The 14,245-nt window shown below is 64.1% G+C and carries 14 protein-coding genes; 5 read left to right on the top strand and 9 right to left on the bottom strand.

Translation table 11 applies throughout. From position 1 onward, the window contains the following. Positions 1 to 181: 181 nt before the first annotated feature. Both D6Z43_RS05680 and D6Z43_RS05675 read right to left on the bottom strand, forming a co-directional pair. Positions 182 to 940: an SDR family NAD(P)-dependent oxidoreductase gene (locus D6Z43_RS05680; protein WP_120651021.1), complete on the bottom strand. Its 759-nt coding sequence runs from the start codon at positions 938 to 940 to the stop codon at positions 182 to 184. Positions 941 to 954: 14 nt separating this feature from the next. Next, the gene (locus D6Z43_RS05675; protein WP_120655193.1) at positions 955 to 1,734 is read right to left on the bottom strand and encodes an SDR family NAD(P)-dependent oxidoreductase; all 780 of its coding nucleotides are present in this window, start codon (positions 1,732 to 1,734) and stop codon (positions 955 to 957) included. A gap of 97 nt (positions 1,735 to 1,831) precedes the next feature. Between D6Z43_RS05675 and D6Z43_RS05670 the strand changes: the two genes are divergently transcribed. Together D6Z43_RS05670 and D6Z43_RS05665 are read left to right on the top strand one after the other, a co-directional pair. Continuing rightward, positions 1,832 to 2,734 (top strand): LysR family transcriptional regulator, encoded by a 903-nt coding sequence (locus tag D6Z43_RS05670; RefSeq protein ID WP_120651020.1) that lies wholly within the window; start codon positions 1,832 to 1,834, stop codon positions 2,732 to 2,734. Between the two features lie 163 nt (positions 2,735 to 2,897). Next, positions 2,898 to 3,206 carry a putative quinol monooxygenase gene (locus D6Z43_RS05665; protein WP_120651019.1) on the top strand — a complete coding sequence of 103 codons (309 nt, stop codon included), beginning with the start codon at positions 2,898 to 2,900 and terminating at the stop codon, positions 3,204 to 3,206. A gap of 51 nt (positions 3,207 to 3,257) precedes the next feature. On the opposite strand, the gene D6Z43_RS05660 is transcribed toward D6Z43_RS05665, so the two are convergent. The 3 genes from D6Z43_RS05660 to D6Z43_RS05650 form a co-directional block, all read right to left on the bottom strand. Further along, the gene (locus D6Z43_RS05660) at positions 3,258 to 4,787 is read right to left on the bottom strand and encodes an NAD(P)/FAD-dependent oxidoreductase (protein WP_120651018.1); all 1,530 of its coding nucleotides are present in this window, start codon (positions 4,785 to 4,787) and stop codon (positions 3,258 to 3,260) included. Between the two features lie 194 nt (positions 4,788 to 4,981). Beyond that, positions 4,982 to 5,254 (bottom strand): hypothetical protein, encoded by a 273-nt coding sequence (locus D6Z43_RS05655; RefSeq protein ID WP_120651017.1) that lies wholly within the window; start codon positions 5,252 to 5,254, stop codon positions 4,982 to 4,984. Between the two features lie 85 nt (positions 5,255 to 5,339). Then, positions 5,340 to 6,542 carry an NAD(P)/FAD-dependent oxidoreductase gene (locus D6Z43_RS05650; protein WP_120651016.1) on the bottom strand — a complete coding sequence of 401 codons (1,203 nt, stop codon included), beginning with the start codon at positions 6,540 to 6,542 and terminating at the stop codon, positions 5,340 to 5,342. 330 nt (positions 6,543 to 6,872) lie between these two features. Here D6Z43_RS05650 and D6Z43_RS05645 point away from each other — a divergent pair, with 330 nt between their 5' ends. The 3 genes from D6Z43_RS05645 (at position 6,873) to D6Z43_RS05635 (ending at position 9,173) form a co-directional block, all read left to right on the top strand. After that, positions 6,873 to 7,406 carry an Rrf2 family transcriptional regulator gene (locus D6Z43_RS05645; protein ID WP_120651015.1) on the top strand — a complete coding sequence of 178 codons (534 nt, stop codon included), beginning with the start codon at positions 6,873 to 6,875 and terminating at the stop codon, positions 7,404 to 7,406. Positions 7,407 to 7,493: 87 nt separating this feature from the next. Continuing rightward, positions 7,494 to 8,126 (top strand): TetR/AcrR family transcriptional regulator, encoded by a 633-nt coding sequence (locus D6Z43_RS05640; RefSeq protein WP_120651014.1) that lies wholly within the window; start codon positions 7,494 to 7,496, stop codon positions 8,124 to 8,126. Between the two features lie 63 nt (positions 8,127 to 8,189). Further along, on the top strand, positions 8,190 to 9,173 hold the full coding sequence (locus tag D6Z43_RS05635) for an MDR family oxidoreductase (protein WP_120651013.1): 984 nt from the start codon (positions 8,190 to 8,192) through the stop codon (positions 9,171 to 9,173). Positions 9,174 to 9,188: 15 nt separating this feature from the next. On the opposite strand, the gene D6Z43_RS28680 is transcribed toward D6Z43_RS05635, so the two are convergent. The 4 genes from D6Z43_RS28680 to D6Z43_RS05615 form a co-directional block, all read right to left on the bottom strand. Further along, the gene (locus D6Z43_RS28680; RefSeq protein ID WP_371924405.1) at positions 9,189 to 9,647 is read right to left on the bottom strand and encodes a methyl-accepting chemotaxis protein; all 459 of its coding nucleotides are present in this window, start codon (positions 9,645 to 9,647) and stop codon (positions 9,189 to 9,191) included. A 586-nt stretch (positions 9,648 to 10,233) separates the two neighbouring features. Then, positions 10,234 to 11,493, bottom strand: a complete 1,260-nt coding sequence (locus D6Z43_RS05625; RefSeq protein ID WP_120651011.1) for an OprD family porin — start codon at positions 11,491 to 11,493, stop codon at positions 10,234 to 10,236. Positions 11,494 to 11,622: 129 nt separating this feature from the next. Beyond that, positions 11,623 to 12,837 (bottom strand): benzoate/H(+) symporter BenE family transporter, encoded by a 1,215-nt coding sequence (locus D6Z43_RS05620; RefSeq protein WP_120651010.1) that lies wholly within the window; start codon positions 12,835 to 12,837, stop codon positions 11,623 to 11,625. A 37-nt stretch (positions 12,838 to 12,874) separates the two neighbouring features. Next, entirely contained in the window at positions 12,875 to 14,206 is a 1,332-nt protein-coding gene (locus tag D6Z43_RS05615; protein ID WP_120651009.1) for an MFS transporter, read from the bottom strand. Between the last annotated feature and the right edge of the window lie 39 nt (positions 14,207 to 14,245).

The raw sequence follows: 14,245 nt of genomic DNA, 5'->3' as shown, positions 1-14,245 counted from the left end.
AGCGTGCTTGCTCGCGAAACGCCGGCCCTGAAGGTTCGCGAGCAAGCTCGCTCCTACAAGTGCGCCGTGGCACCCCGTAGGGTGGAACTCGTTTTTTATTTCCACCAGACGAGGCCAACCGCCAATGGTGGACCGGTGAAGCGTGGTCCAGCCTACGAGAGCTTTTCAGATCAATGATGGCTCAATTCCCCGCCGACACCCCCCTATCAATCGCCATGTCCGCACCGGTGATCGAGCGCGCGCCTGGCTGGCAGAGGAAGTACGCCAGCTCGGCAACCTCCTCGGGCTGGATGAAGCAGGCCCGGTCGCCCTGCGGATACTTGGCCAACAGCTCGCGGTAGTAGCCTTCGGGGTCGCCCTGGCCGTAATGCTCGGCCTGGAACTTCAGCATCGGCGTCTCGATATCACCGGGCGACACGGCGTTGCAGCGCACGCCGCATGGCGCCAGGTCCAGAGCCAGGGTCTTGGTCAGCAACGTCACCCCGCCCTTGCTGGCGCAGTAGGCCGCCGCATTACGGTTGCCCTGGCGGCCGGCATCGCTGGAGATGTTGACGATGGCGCCAGCGGATGCCTTGAGCGGTGGAATCGCGGCCGAGCACATGAAGAAGGTGGCCTTCAGGTTCACATCGAGCACCAGATCGAAGTCCTCTTCGCTGAAGGATTCCACCGGACCTTCGCGCCACACGCCGGCAGCGTTGACCAGCGCATCCAGCCGGCCGAAGGACGCCAGTGCCGCGGCGACCACTGCGGTGCAGGTCGACGGCCGACGGATATCGCCGGCGAAGATGCCGCAGGCAGGATGCTCCGATTGCAGTCGTGCCAGCCCCTCGGTCGAGAGGTCGGTGGTGAAGACCTGCCAGCCGCCCTGAATGAAGCGTTTGACCAACGCCCGGCCAACACCGCCTGCCGCGCCCGTGACCAGTACAACGGGATTGCTCATGGTGACCACCTCCCTCAAGGCGCTTTGTTCTCGATCAGGCAGTTGCCGCCATCCACCACCAGCGTTTCGCCGGTGATGTAGCTGGCTTCGGGCGAAGCGAGGAACGCCACCGCTGCCGCAACCTCTTCGGGCCGCCCTGCCCGGCCCACGGGAACGTAGCTGGCCGCATGACGCTCTTCATCCGTGCTGGAGCCAGTGCCGATCCAGCCCGGCGCAACGCAGTTGACAGTGATGCCCTGGCGCGCGACTTCCAGCGCCAATCCCATGTTCAGGCCCACCATGCCGGCCTTGGCAGCACTGTAGGCGGCTTCGCCCGGATTGCTGCCACGGGTGCCGGTGGTTGAGCTGATCTGCACGACACGCCCATATCCCCTCGCCTGCATGCCCGGCAGCACGGCGCGGGTCAGCAGGAAGGCGGTGGTCAGGTTTCGCGAGATGGACAGGTTCCAGGTTTCCAGGTCCATGCTGGCGACTTCAGCGAAAGGCTCGGGGCTGCCTTGCATGGCCATGCCGGCATTGTTCACCAGGATGTCGATGCGGCCCCAGAGTGCTTCGGCCCAGTCAGCCAGCGCGCGAACCTGGGTTTCATCGGTCAGGTCCGCCGCCCGGCCTTCCGCCTCGAAGCCCTCCGCGCGCAGCTCGGCCACCCGTTCGGCAATACGCGCGCTGCTCGCCGTGACGATCAGCTTCGCCCCGGCAGCCCCGAGCCTGCGGGCAATGGCCATGCCGATTCCCAGTTCGCTGCCGGCACCACTGACCAGTGCCACCTGGCCCTGACAATTCGTTTGGGTCATTTCAAGCTCCTCATGCTCGTTGTCATCGCTGGAGTAGAAATTACGTGCGCGCTCCTGATAGAAAAAGACAACTGTCATCAGGAAAACTGAAAACAACATGGCCTTTACCAGCGAATCCCTGAAAGTGTTCCTTGCCGTGCTGGACGGCGGTTCCTTCTCCGCGGCCGCGCGAAACCTTGGTCGCGTGCCATCCGCCGTCAGCATGGCCATCGCCCAGCTGGAGGCCGAACTGGACATGCCGCTGTTCGATCGCGCCACGCGCAAGGCGCTGCCAACAGCGGCGGCCCTTGCATTGGAGCCCCAGGCGCGGCAGGTCGCCAGCCAGCTCAACCTGCTGGACGCCCATGCGCTGCAATTGCATCAGGGCCTGGAGCGACGCCTGGTCCTGGCCATGGCGCCCGAGCTGCAAACGGGCGCCTGGAGCCGCCCGCTGGCGATCCTGGCCCGTGAGTTTCCAACACTGGAGATCGAGGTGCGCTCGGCTTCGCAATCCGAAGCTGTGCGCATGCTGCATGAGGGTAGCGTGCAACTGGCACTGGTATTCGAGCGACCAGGAATCGACGAGCGCGAGGCCTTTCTCGAGGCTGGCAGCCAGTTGCTGGTCGCCGTGGCGGCGCCCGGTTTCCCGGCTGCGGGTGGGCAGTTGCCCCTGGGTGAAGCGCAGATGGCCGACACCCGCCAGATCATCGTCGCCACTGGCGAACCCACCGCGTCCGATCCGCAGATCGTGCTGTCGCACCGGGTCTGGCTGACCGACAGCTACCTGGCAACCCTCGACCTGGTGCAGGCGGGCCTTGGCTGGGCATACCTGCCGCAGCCGCTGATCCAGCCCTTGCTGGCATCGGGCACGCTCACCGAAGTGGTCTTCGACAACATGGCCAGCCAGTTGCGGCTCTGGGTAGACGTGGTGTGGATCAAGGCCCGTCCGCGCGGGCTGGGTGCCACCCGTTACCTGGAACTCTTGCGGGAACAGTTGAGGGGCGAGCCCGCAAGACCCTGACGCCATGCGATAACAGCGTCAGCGGGACGTTGCCGAAATTACTGAGCTGAGGGTTCCGGCAATATCGATACCAAAGATGTCATTCTCGCCAATATCGATACATCCAGTCGTGGCCGTACCTTTGGGCCGTTCCCATGTGGGATCGCCTTTAGGAGAAAGCGCAATGATCAAGCTCGCACTGTTCGCCCGACTGGAAGCCAAGCCCGGCAAGGAGGCCGATGTGGCCGCCTTTTTGGAGACCGGACTGGCCCTGGCCAACCAGGAAGCCACCACGCCGCTCTGGTTCGCCCTGCGTTTGTCGCCAACGACCTTCGGTGTATTCGATGCCTTCATCGACGAAGCCGGCCGCCAGGCTCACCTGAACGGTCCCATCGCAGCCGCACTGATGGCTAACGCAGCGGAAATGCTCGCCTACCCGCCGAGCATCGAGCCCATCGAAGTACTGGGTCTGAAGAACACCGCAGCCACCTGAGCCGCAATGCCGTGCCGCGAGTGGGCATCCCCTCTCGCGGCACGGCAAGCGTCAGGACGCGCCGTCCAGCGCCATCGCCGCTTCAGGCGATGCAGGCGAATGAACAGCCGGTACGGCGGAGAATTGCAGGCAGGCATCGGCGACCGGGCCTTTGCGCAGCAGCTTCACATCCTTGAAGTAATCCATGGACATCACCCAGGGCGTGCCCGGCCCCTGGCGCGGCAGGTTGGCCAGGACACGCTGCACGTAGCCGGCACCGAAATCCAGCAGCGGCCGGGTCTCCATGCCCGCTGGCGCAAGGGGCTGGCATACGGCGTGGTCGTGGTCATCCATGTAGCCCAGCAATCGGCAGAAGTGCTCGCAGAGCAGGCTCACCTTGAGCGTCCAGGATGCGTTGGTGTAGCCCACCGCGAAAGCGAAGTTGGGAATGCCGGACAGCATCATGCCCTTGTAGGCGACCGTTTCGTTCCAGGCGATGGGCTGGCCGTCGCGGGAAAGCTGGACACCGCCGAACACCTGCACGTTGAGGCCCGTCGCAGTGATGACGATGTCCGCCTCCAGTTCCGCGCCGGACTTCAGGCGTACGCCCTGCTCGGTAAAGGTCTCGATGTGATCGGTGACGATGGACGCCTTGCCGCTGCCCAGCGCCCGGAACAAGTCGCTGTCCGGTACGACGCACAGACGCTGGTCCCAAGGGTTGTAGGGCGGGTTGAAGTGCTGATCGACCGGGTAGTCCCTGGGCAACGCACGCTGGTTGACGAAGCGGATGATGCGCCGCGCGGCATTGGGAAAGCGCTGGCAGAAGCGCCACATGGCCAGCGCCACCTTGGCGTTCTTGTAGCGAACCAGGGCGTAGGCGGTTTGCTCCGGAAGCAACTTGCGCAGCAGCAGTGCGATCGGATCCTTCGCCGGCAGCGGAATCACGTAGCTCGGCGTGCGTTGCAGCATGGTCACGTGGGCTGCCTTTTCGGCCATCGCCGGCACCAAAGTCACGGCGGTGGCGCCGCTGCCGATCACCACGACGCGCTTGCCGCTGTAATCCAGGTCCTCCGGCCAGTGCTGCGGATGGATCACCTGCCCTCGGAATCGTTCGACGCCCTCGAAAGCAGGGGCGAAACCCTGGTCATAGCGGTAGTACCCACCTGCCGAGAACAGCCAGCGGCTGCGTACGATGCTGCGCTGGCCAGTCGCGACATCCTCCACCAGCACTTCCCAGCAGCCACGTTCGCTATGCCAGTCCGCCGACACCACCTTCTGGCCGTAGCGAATGTGCTGCTCGATGCAATGCTCCGCCACGGTTTCGCGCAGGTACCCCATGATCGCGCTGGCATCGGCGATCGCCTTCTCGTCCTTCCAGGGCTTGAACTCGAAGCCGAAGGTATAGAGGTCGGAATCCGAGCGGATGCCGGGATAGCGGAACAGGTCCCAGGTACCGCCCAGGTCGTTGCGCGCTTCGAGTACCTGGAAGCGTTTGGAGGGTTGGTCCCGCTTCAGGTAACAGGCGGCGCCGATACCGGATAGACCGGCGCCGACGATCAGCACATCGAGTAGATCGGACGATGGATTCGATTGGGCGGTCATGGCGGTTCCTTGTGCTTGTTGTCAGGACCACGCGTGGCAAAGCCATGCTTGAGGCTAGAGCCGGACTATGGTTCCAACAAGCACCGGTCGGCACTATCCAAAAGCATGGAATCGCGGGTCCGTCCGCCAAGGATGTGTGCCATGCCCGCGGGTGCCTGTGGTCGCCGATGCGATTGCCAGTGCATTCGAGACCGTTACTGGAAAGTAGCTGCCTGCGACAGCGAACACTCGGTAGGTGCTGGTGACACGAACTCAATGCCTGTCAGCCATTCGTTGGCCACGATCGAGGAGAACATGCCGCACACCGGCTCGGCGCACGGATCGATGCAAAGGTGCAGACGCCAGGCGCAACCTTCGGCCGATATCGACTGGAGCGTCCAGGCGACGCCGGGCAGGCACTGGCTGATGATCTGTTCGATGGCTGCGGCAGCCAGGGGGCGGGTGAGAATCATGACCGTCAGGCTCATGGCAGGCTCCGGGCATGTAGATCGGGGCCTGGGATCGCCCGTTACAGGACGGGCGACCCAGACGATTGGTTAGCGACTACGGGTATCAGGCAACAACCGGGATCAGCGGATCGGCGGCAGCCAGCGCGGTGGCGCGATCAGCCGCCGGCGGATAGATCCACACGGAGTTGATCTGCTGCTTGATGGACTTGCCTTCCTGCCGTTCGAACTTGATCTGGCGGTCCCAACCTTCGGTGAACACGGCCCCCCAGGCGCCGAGATCCAGGCAGGTGACGTACTTGGGCTGGCTGTAGGGGATCGACGCGACGCCCAGCAGGCTGGCGGCGACGTTGTTGCCGGCGGAACGCCCCAGGGCGATCGCGTGCTGGCAGGACATCAGTGCATGGTTGCCCTGGTCGTCGCATGCCGCGCGGGCAACGTCGCCGGTAGCGAACACGTCGTCATGTCCATGCACCTGCAGATTGGCGTTTACGTGGAGACGGCCCTGGCCGTCACGCTCCGCCGGAACCTGCTCGGTCAGCGAGCTGGCGCGCACGCCAACGGTCCAGATCACGGTGTCCGCTTCGATGCGCTCACCACTGAAGAGGGTTACCCCGGCGGCATCCACCGAAGCCACGCCGCTGTTCAGGCGCCACTCGATACCCAGTTCGGTGGACGCCTCGACGATGGCCCTGCGCGGCCCCTCGCCCAGTGCTGCACCGATTTCGCTGCCACGGTCGACGACGATCACTCGGACATCAGCGCCCTCGCCAAGCACTGCACGTAGGCGGGCCGGCATTTCGGCAGCGGTCTCGATACCGGTGAAACCGCCACCGGCGACAACCACGGTGTTGCGACTGATGGACTGGGGACGCTCGGCCAGGGACTGGATGTGGCGATCCAGTCGAATTGCCTCATCCAGTTGGTCGACATCGAAAGCGTGTTCGACGCCAGACATTGCCGGGCGCACTACGTGGCTTCCAGTGGCCAGGACCAAGCGGTCGTAGCTCAGTTCAGCGAACTGGCCGTCGACACCACGATAACCGACGCGCTTGCCCTCGACATCGATACGTTCGGCGAAGCCTTTGACAAAGGTAACGCCCACTGCGTCGAACAGCTCACCCAGCGGTGCCACCATCTTGTGCACCTCGGGTTCGTAGAAGCGCGGACGTACGCGCAGCTCGGCCTGGGGTGCAAGTACCACCACTTCGACGTCGTGGCGGCCATGCTGGTCCAGCAAGCGAGTCGCGCTCAAGGCGCTCCACATACCACCGAAACCGGCGCCGACAATCAGAATGCGTTGTTTCATAGTTTTCTCCACAAGGCGAAAAGCGAGGTTATTCCGGGCGGATGCGCCCGACATCTACATGCCGGGCTGTGAGGTCATCGCCCCTAACCACACCGGCTAACTACGACTGTATTAGTCGTAGTTACTTTCGGCAAGCGTTTTTTCTTGCCGGGGAGTGCCGCTCGTCGCCATCATTCGCTTCACGCCGCGACAAATCTGGGCGTTAAGGCTTCAATCCTTTAGCATTAAGGCGTATGAAGTGATAGAAGGCTTCCTGAAGGAAGCTCGAAACACGGGAAGAGCAATAGAGAACAGTCGCAACAATGGCGACACAATTAGTCGGAGTTACCCATGGCTTTGTACAGTGCAGGCGTGGAGTACGGCATCCATTGCCTCCTCTACCTGGCGGACGAAAAAGGCGACGGTCGCGAAGCCAGCGTGCGCACCCTGGCCGAATTGCAAGGCGTACCACCGGAATTGCTGGCCAAGGTATTCACCCGCCTGGCGCGAGCGGGCCTGGTGGCAGCAACCGAAGGCGTGCGCGGCGGTTTCCGCCTGGCACGGCCTGCCGACCAGATCAGCGTGCTGGATATCGTCCGCGCCATCGATGGCGAAAAGCAGATCTTCGAATGCCGGGGCGTGCGCGAGCGTTGCGCCATCTTCGGGAGTGACTGCCCGGCGCCGAACTGGGCCGTTGCCGACCCCTGCTCCATCCACGCCGTGATGCAGCAGGCGCAGAAACGCATGGAAGAAGCCCTCGCCCAGCAAACCGTGCTCGACCTGGTGCGTCGCGTCGCACGCAAGGCTCCGCCCGAATTCGGCGAACAGGTACTGCGCTGGATGAACGACCGTCACGACGGCAAGGTGGAAATCGGACCGCTCTGAGGCTCCGGGGGCAATGCCCCTGTGGTGCCCCTGTGAGACATCCGTAGTGATTGACCTTCTAGACGATCAGTCTAAAATCTCCTCCCCATGACCGACACTCCACCCAAACCCCGCCGCGGCCGGCCGCCCAAGGTCGACCGCGACTTCGCCGATACCCGTGCCGCGCTGATTCGCTGCGGCATGGAGATCCTGACCGAGCAGGGATTCATGTCCACTGGTATCGACGCGGTGCTCAAACGCGTGGGTGTGCCGAAGGGCTCGTTCTATCACTACTTCGACAGCAAGGAAGCCTTCGGGCAGGCGGTGCTGCAGAGCTATGCCGGCTACTTCGCCCACAAGCTCGATCGCTACCTGCTGCAAGAGGACGTGCCCCCGCTGCAACGCCTCGACAACTTCGTCGAAGATGCCAAGGCCGGCATGCTCCGCCACCAGTTCTGCCGAGGTTGCCTGGTGGGCAACCTTGGCCAGGAAGTGGCCATCCTGCCGGAGGGTTTCCGCCTGGAACTGGAGGCCATCCTGTGCAGTTGGCAGGACCGCCTGGCCCAATGCCTGCGCGAAGCCCGTGCGGCTGGTGAGTTGTCGGCGAAGGCGGACTGCGACGGGCTTGCGGCATTCTTCTGGATCGGCTGGGAAGGTGCTGTGTTGCGTGCCCGGCTGACGCGGGACAACGTTCCGCTGGATGTTTTCTTCAAAGGTTTTTTAGCCGGACTGCCGCGCTAGCCCAACGGGCGCGCGGTTTTCCGGGGCTATTTATAGACGAGTGGTCTAATTGGAGGTGCAAGCATGTTCGACGCAATCCTGATCGAGAAAGACGAGGCCGGTTACCGCGCCCGCAATACCAAACTGGATGAAGCGCAGTTGCCGGAAGGCGACGTCACGGTTCGCGTGGCCTACAGCACCCTGAACTACAAGGATGGGTTGGCCATTACCGGCAAGAGCCCGGTGGTACGGCAGTTCCCCATGGTGCCGGGCATCGACCTGGCCGGCACGGTAGAGAGCAGCAGCCACCCGGACTACCAGGTGGGCGACGCGGTCGTGCTCAATGGCTGGGGCGTGGGCGAAACCCATTGGGGCGGACTGGCGCAGAAGGCCCGCCTGAAAGGTGACTGGCTGATCCCACTGCCCAGCGCCTTCACCCCGCGCCAGGCCATGGCCATCGGCACTGCCGGCTACACCGCCATGCTCTGCCTGCTGGCACTGGAGCGCCACGGCCTGAAACCCGGCCAGGGTGATGTGTTGGTCACCGGCGCCAACGGCGGCGTGGGCAGTTTTTCCATCGCACTGCTTGCTCGCCTCGGTTACCGCGTTGTCGCGGCCACCGGCCGTACCAGTGAAGTGGATTATCTGAAGGGCCTGGGTGCTGCCGAAATCATCGACCGCGCGGAGCTGTGCGAACCAGGTCGCCCGCTGGCCAAGGAACGCTGGGTCGCCGCCATTGATTCGGTGGGCAGCCATACCCTCGCCAACGTCTGCGCCGGACTCCGTGCCGACGGTGCTGTTGCCGCCTGTGGCTTGGCCCAGGGCATGGATTTCCCCGCCAGCGTGGCACCGTTCATCCTGCGTGGCGTGAGCCTGCTGGGCATCAATAGCGTCACCCGCCCACGCGCCGAGCGCATCGAAGCCTGGGACCGACTGGCACGGGACCTGGATATCGCCCAGCTGGACGCCATCACCCGCGAGATCGGCCTGGGCGATGCCATCGCCGTGGCAGACGACCTGCTGGCCGGCAAGGTGCGCGGCCGGGTGGTGGTTAACGTCAACGCCTGACGCCGCAGGGCGTCCTCAGGCGCCCTGTTCCAACAACCCCGCCATCCGTTGTGCCAGCCCTCGCTGCCCGGCGAGGCGCTGGACGATCCGTTCGACGATCTCGACCCGTGCCGCCGCACCGGCCCTCATCTCACCCATTGCATGGAGGGCCGCGGCGGACTTTTCCAGTCCCGCGCGGGTTGATCCGCTGACATGCTCCATGCCCGCCCTCGCCTCCTCGGCCGCCTTTTGCAGGCCCTCGGCAATCAGGCGAATCTGCCCACTGGACTCATTGGCGCTCAGCGACAGGTTGCGCACTTCATCCGCCACCACGGCGAAGCCGCGACCATGGGAGCCGGCCCGCGCTGCTTCGATGGCGGCATTCAACGCCAGCAGGTTGGTCTGCTTTGCGATGTCCTGGATGCTGCCGACGATGGCGCCGATGCGCATGGACTGGCTGCCCAGCTCGTTGAACACCTGGCCGATGTGGGCCATGTAGGCATCCAGCTCGCCGATAGCCCCGGCGGTGGCCTGCATGCTTTCCGCGCCCAGCTGGACCTTCTCGCCTGCGGCGCGAGCCAGGGCGTTGGCGTACTGCATGTCTGACTCGCAATGGAGAATGGCATCGAGCAACTCGTCCAGTGGACCTTGCAGGTGAGCATTCGAGGGGATGCGGACCGGCTCCGGCTCGGTAGCGGCGACTACTCGGGCGACTCGCTCGACCGGCACCTCCACGCGCACTTCAACCACTAGCGGCGGCTGGAAGTGATACAGCAGGCCAGCGGCAACGAGGGCGGCGAGAGTACCGGCCATCAGCCATCCGCTAGCCGTCAGGAAGGCCAACAGGGAGAGCACGCCGCCACTGCCAAGCAGCAGTGCGGCGAGGGGTTTGCGGGGCATTGAAAGGAACTCCTTCCATATCGCGGGATACAAGATCCTGTAGGGGCGAATTCATTCGCCAAGGGCAGCACAGCTACCCGCCTCTTGGCCTGAACGTGGTGGGCCTCCGGTCCACTTGGCGATTGAAATCGCCCCTACGGGTAAAGCAGGCCGTGCCCATGACAGGCCACGGCGCTCGGTCTTAGAACAGCGTCCAGGTGTAGGACAGGATCAGCCGGTTCTCGTCAATATCGGTGCGGTAGTTGGAGCGCGCCATCACGTTGCGCACACGCACGCCGAGTCCCTTGAGGGCGCCGCTTTGGAAGGCGTAGCTGATGTCCAGGTCGCGCTCCCGGTCCTTGCCTTCGAAGCCCTGGCCGGTATCCACGTTGTCTCCGGTGATGTAGCGGGTACTGGCCACCAGGCCGGGAATGCCGAGCGCAGCGAAGTCATAGTCATAGCGCGCCTGCCAGGAGCGTTCGTCGGCGAAGGCGAACTCGTAGGTGGGCACTTCGTTACCTAGCGGGCTGACGTTGGCGAACACGCGCGGGAATGAGCTGTCGCCATACATCGCCTGATAGCCGACATAGAAGGTATGGCCGCCACGCTTGGCCGACAGCAGTGAGAAGAAGGCCTGGTTGTCGATGTCGCCAATCAGTTTCTTGCCGTCTTCGCTGGAGTCGAAGTAGCCGACGTTGGCGCCCAGCACCCAGTTGCCCACCGGCTCGCTGTGCTTGAGGCCGAAGAAGCGCTGGTCGTAGATATCTTCCAGCTGCGCATACCAGGCGCTGAGCGTGGTGCGATTGGAATTGAAGGCGTAATCGGCGCCAGCGTAGTTGAAGGCGTCGCTGGATGCCTGACGCTGCGGCACGTGACCGAGCATGGCCTGCATCTTGTCGTCGCCCGCCTCGTTGCGCAGGCTGGTGCTGGTGAGGTGGCCGCCCTGCAGGGTCAGTCCGGCGACTTCGTTGGAGGTGATGCTCGCGCCCTGGTAGCTCGGCGGCAGCAGACGGATATCGCTGAACACCAGCACCGGCAGGTTGGGTTGCAACTCGCCGACTTTCAGCTCGGTCTTCGAAAAACGCATCTTGCCGGCCACGCCCAGGCGGCTGTAATCGTCGGCTGCCCTGCCGTCTTCCTTCACCGGCAGCAGGCCGGTATTGACCCGGTCAGGGCTGCTGTCGAGCTTGATGCCGAGAGTACCGATGGCATCGAGGCCGAAACCCACCGGGCCAGGCGTGTAGCCGGACTTGAAGTTGAGGATGAAGCCCTGGGCCCATTCTTCGGCCTTGGACTGCTTGTTGGCGCCGACGATGTCGGAATAGTCACGGCTGAAGTAGTAGTTGCGCGCCTGCAGGGTCGCGGTGGAGTCCTCGATGAATCCGGACTCGGTGGCCTGGGCGAAGCCGGCGCTGACGCCGGCGCAAAGCATTACGGAAAGCTTGCTCGTGGTGTTGGTCATTTCGTCGCTCTTGTTTTTATTGGGACAAAACTTCCCCGCCGACCCTCTTTCGGGGCCATGCACGCAAGTCGGGGAAGGTGTGGCGATGGCTGCGGACAGCTCCCGCAGTCGTTCCATCACCGGGTCAGGTCAGGGATTGGGTTCGAGCACCTCCTCCCGTTCCGGTGAAGCCTTGGGTATGCGGCGGGCAGTCAGCAGCAGGTGGGCGAAGATGCCGAAGATCAGCCCCCAGAACGCAGCCGACAGACCGAGGAAGGACATCCCCGACGCTGTGACCAGGAAGGTGATCAGGGCGGACTCGCGGTCTTCGGGCACAGCCATGGACCCGGCCAGCGCACCGGCGATGGCGCCGAACAGTGCCAGGCCCGCGAGTGCGGCGATCAGCTCCTTGGGCAGCGCGGTGAAGATCGATACCAGGGTTGCGCCGAAGACCCCCAGCAACAGGTAGAACACCCCACCCACAACGCCGGAGACGTAACGCCGGGCTGGGTCCTCATGGGCCTCGCGGCCAGTGCAGATGGCCGCGGTGATGGCCGCCAGGGTCAGGCCGTGGCAACCGAAAGGCGCCAGCAACAGACTGCCCAGACCGCTGGCGGAAATGATCGGGCTCGCCGGGGTCGGGTAACCGGCATTGCGCAGCACGGCCACGCCAGGCACGAACTGCCCGGTCAGGGCCACCATTACCAGCGGCAGCGCGATGTTGAACAACCCGTGCCAGCTGAAAGCCGGCGTCACCCATTCCGGGGTGGCGAAGCCGATCACCAAGGCCGAGGTGTTGAGCTGGCCACTGCCAGCGGCGATGGTGCAGCCCACCAGCAGCACGGCCATTACCGCGTAACGCGGCGACAGGCGCCGCACCAGCAGATAGGTGATGAACATCGCCATCACCATCAGTGGCTCGTCCTTGAGTGACGTGAACAACCGGGTGCCGAAGCTGAACAGGATGCCCGCCAGCATCGCCGCCGAGATGGCCGCCGGCAGCTTGCCGACGATGCGGTCAAAGGCGCCTGACAGGCCCACCAGCAGGATGATGGCGTTGGCCATCACATAGGCCCCCACCGCCTCGCCGGCGCTGATACCCGGCAGCATCGACACCAGCAGTGCCGAGCCCGGCGCCGACCAGGCGATGATCACCGGCACCCGGTAGCGCAGGCTGAGGACGATTCCCAGCCCCCCGCTACCGATGGAGATGGCCCACACCCAGGAAGACAGTAGCTCTGCCGGCATGCCGCCGCTCTCGGCCGCCTGGAACACGATGACCAGGGGGCCGGCGTAGGAAATCATGGTGGCGATGAAACCCGCCACCACAGCGGACAATGAACATTCCTTGAACAAGGTGCGCATGCTGCCTCCTGGCCAGTGGTGCGACGCGTGGTTGGACTCAGCCCTGTGCAGCGGTCGCCAGCGGTGCAACGCGGGTTTGCTGCAGGTGGACGAAGCACATGGCCAGGGCGGCAATGGCACCGGGAATGGCGAAGGCCATGAAGTTCAGTTGCAGCGGCAGGTTGATACCCAGCAGCGCACCGCCCAGCAGCGGGCCGACGATGGCACCGTTGCGACCGATACCCGAGGCCCAACCGAGACCGGTCGAACGGATCGCCAGGCCGTAAAACTGCGCGGCGGTGGCGTACAACAGGATCTGCGTGCCGATGGTGGTGGCACCGGCGATCCCGATCAGCAGGTAGAGCACCGGAGTCGGACTCTTGAAGCCCAGCAGGCTGATGGAGACGGCCGCGACGATGAAGAAGGCGGCAACCACCTTCGGCAGGTTGAAGCGGTCACCGAGGAAGCCGCCGGCAATGGCGCCGAACATGCCGCCGAAGTTCAGGGCGAGCAGGAACGACAGGCTGGAGCCCAGGCTGTAGCCGGCGTTGGCCATCAACTTCGGCAGCCAGGAACTCAGGGCGTAGACCATCAACAGGCAGCAGAAGAACGCTACCCAGATCATCAGGGTGCGCAGCGCACGGCCTTCGCGGAAGAGCTCCAGCACCGGAGCGCCTTGTTTCTTCGCTTCGGTGAGTTCCAGGAGGTCGTCATCACGCAGTTCGAGCTGCGGGTTGACGCGCTTGAGGATGGCGCGCGCCTGCTCGACACGGCCCTGGCGCAGCAGGAAGCCGACCGATTCCGGCAGGTACCAGAGGATCAGCGGCAGCATCAGCAGCGGAACGGCGGCGGCGAAGAACATGGCTTCCCAGCCGAAACGCGGGAGCATGTAGATGCCCACGCCGGCGGACAGCATGCCGCCCAGGGAATAGCCGCTGAACATGATGGCGACCAGGGTGCTGCGCAGTTTCTTCGGCGCATACTCGTTCATCAGCGCCACCACGTTGGGCATCAGCCCGCCGATACCCAGGCCCGCCATGAAGCGGCAGATGCCGAACTCGGTCGGGGAGCTGGTGAAGCCATTGAGGACTGTGAAACCGGAGAAGAGCACGAAGCAGATGGCGATGCCCTTCTTGCGGCCGATCCTGTCAGCCAGAGGGCCGAAGAACAGCGCGCCGAACATCATCCCGAACAGCGCGTAGCTGCCCAGGGCGCCGGCTTCCAGCGGGGTCAGGCCCCACTCCTTCATCAGTACCGGCAGTACCACGCCGTAGATGAACAGGTCATAGCCGTCGAAGATGAGCAGGAGTGCGCACCAGCACATCACCATCCAGTGGAAGGGCGTGAAGCGCGCGTTATCGATGATCTCGTGTACGTCGAGTTTTCGCATGGCATCTGTCTCTTTTGTTTTTGTTGTGTAGAAACCGCA

This window comes from Pseudomonas sp. DY-1, assembly GCF_003626975.1.
In the GTDB taxonomy this organism is placed as follows: domain Bacteria; phylum Pseudomonadota; class Gammaproteobacteria; order Pseudomonadales; family Pseudomonadaceae; genus Metapseudomonas.
The sequence above is the reverse complement of the archived record's forward strand: the minus strand, read 5'-3'. Positions and strand labels throughout refer to the sequence as shown.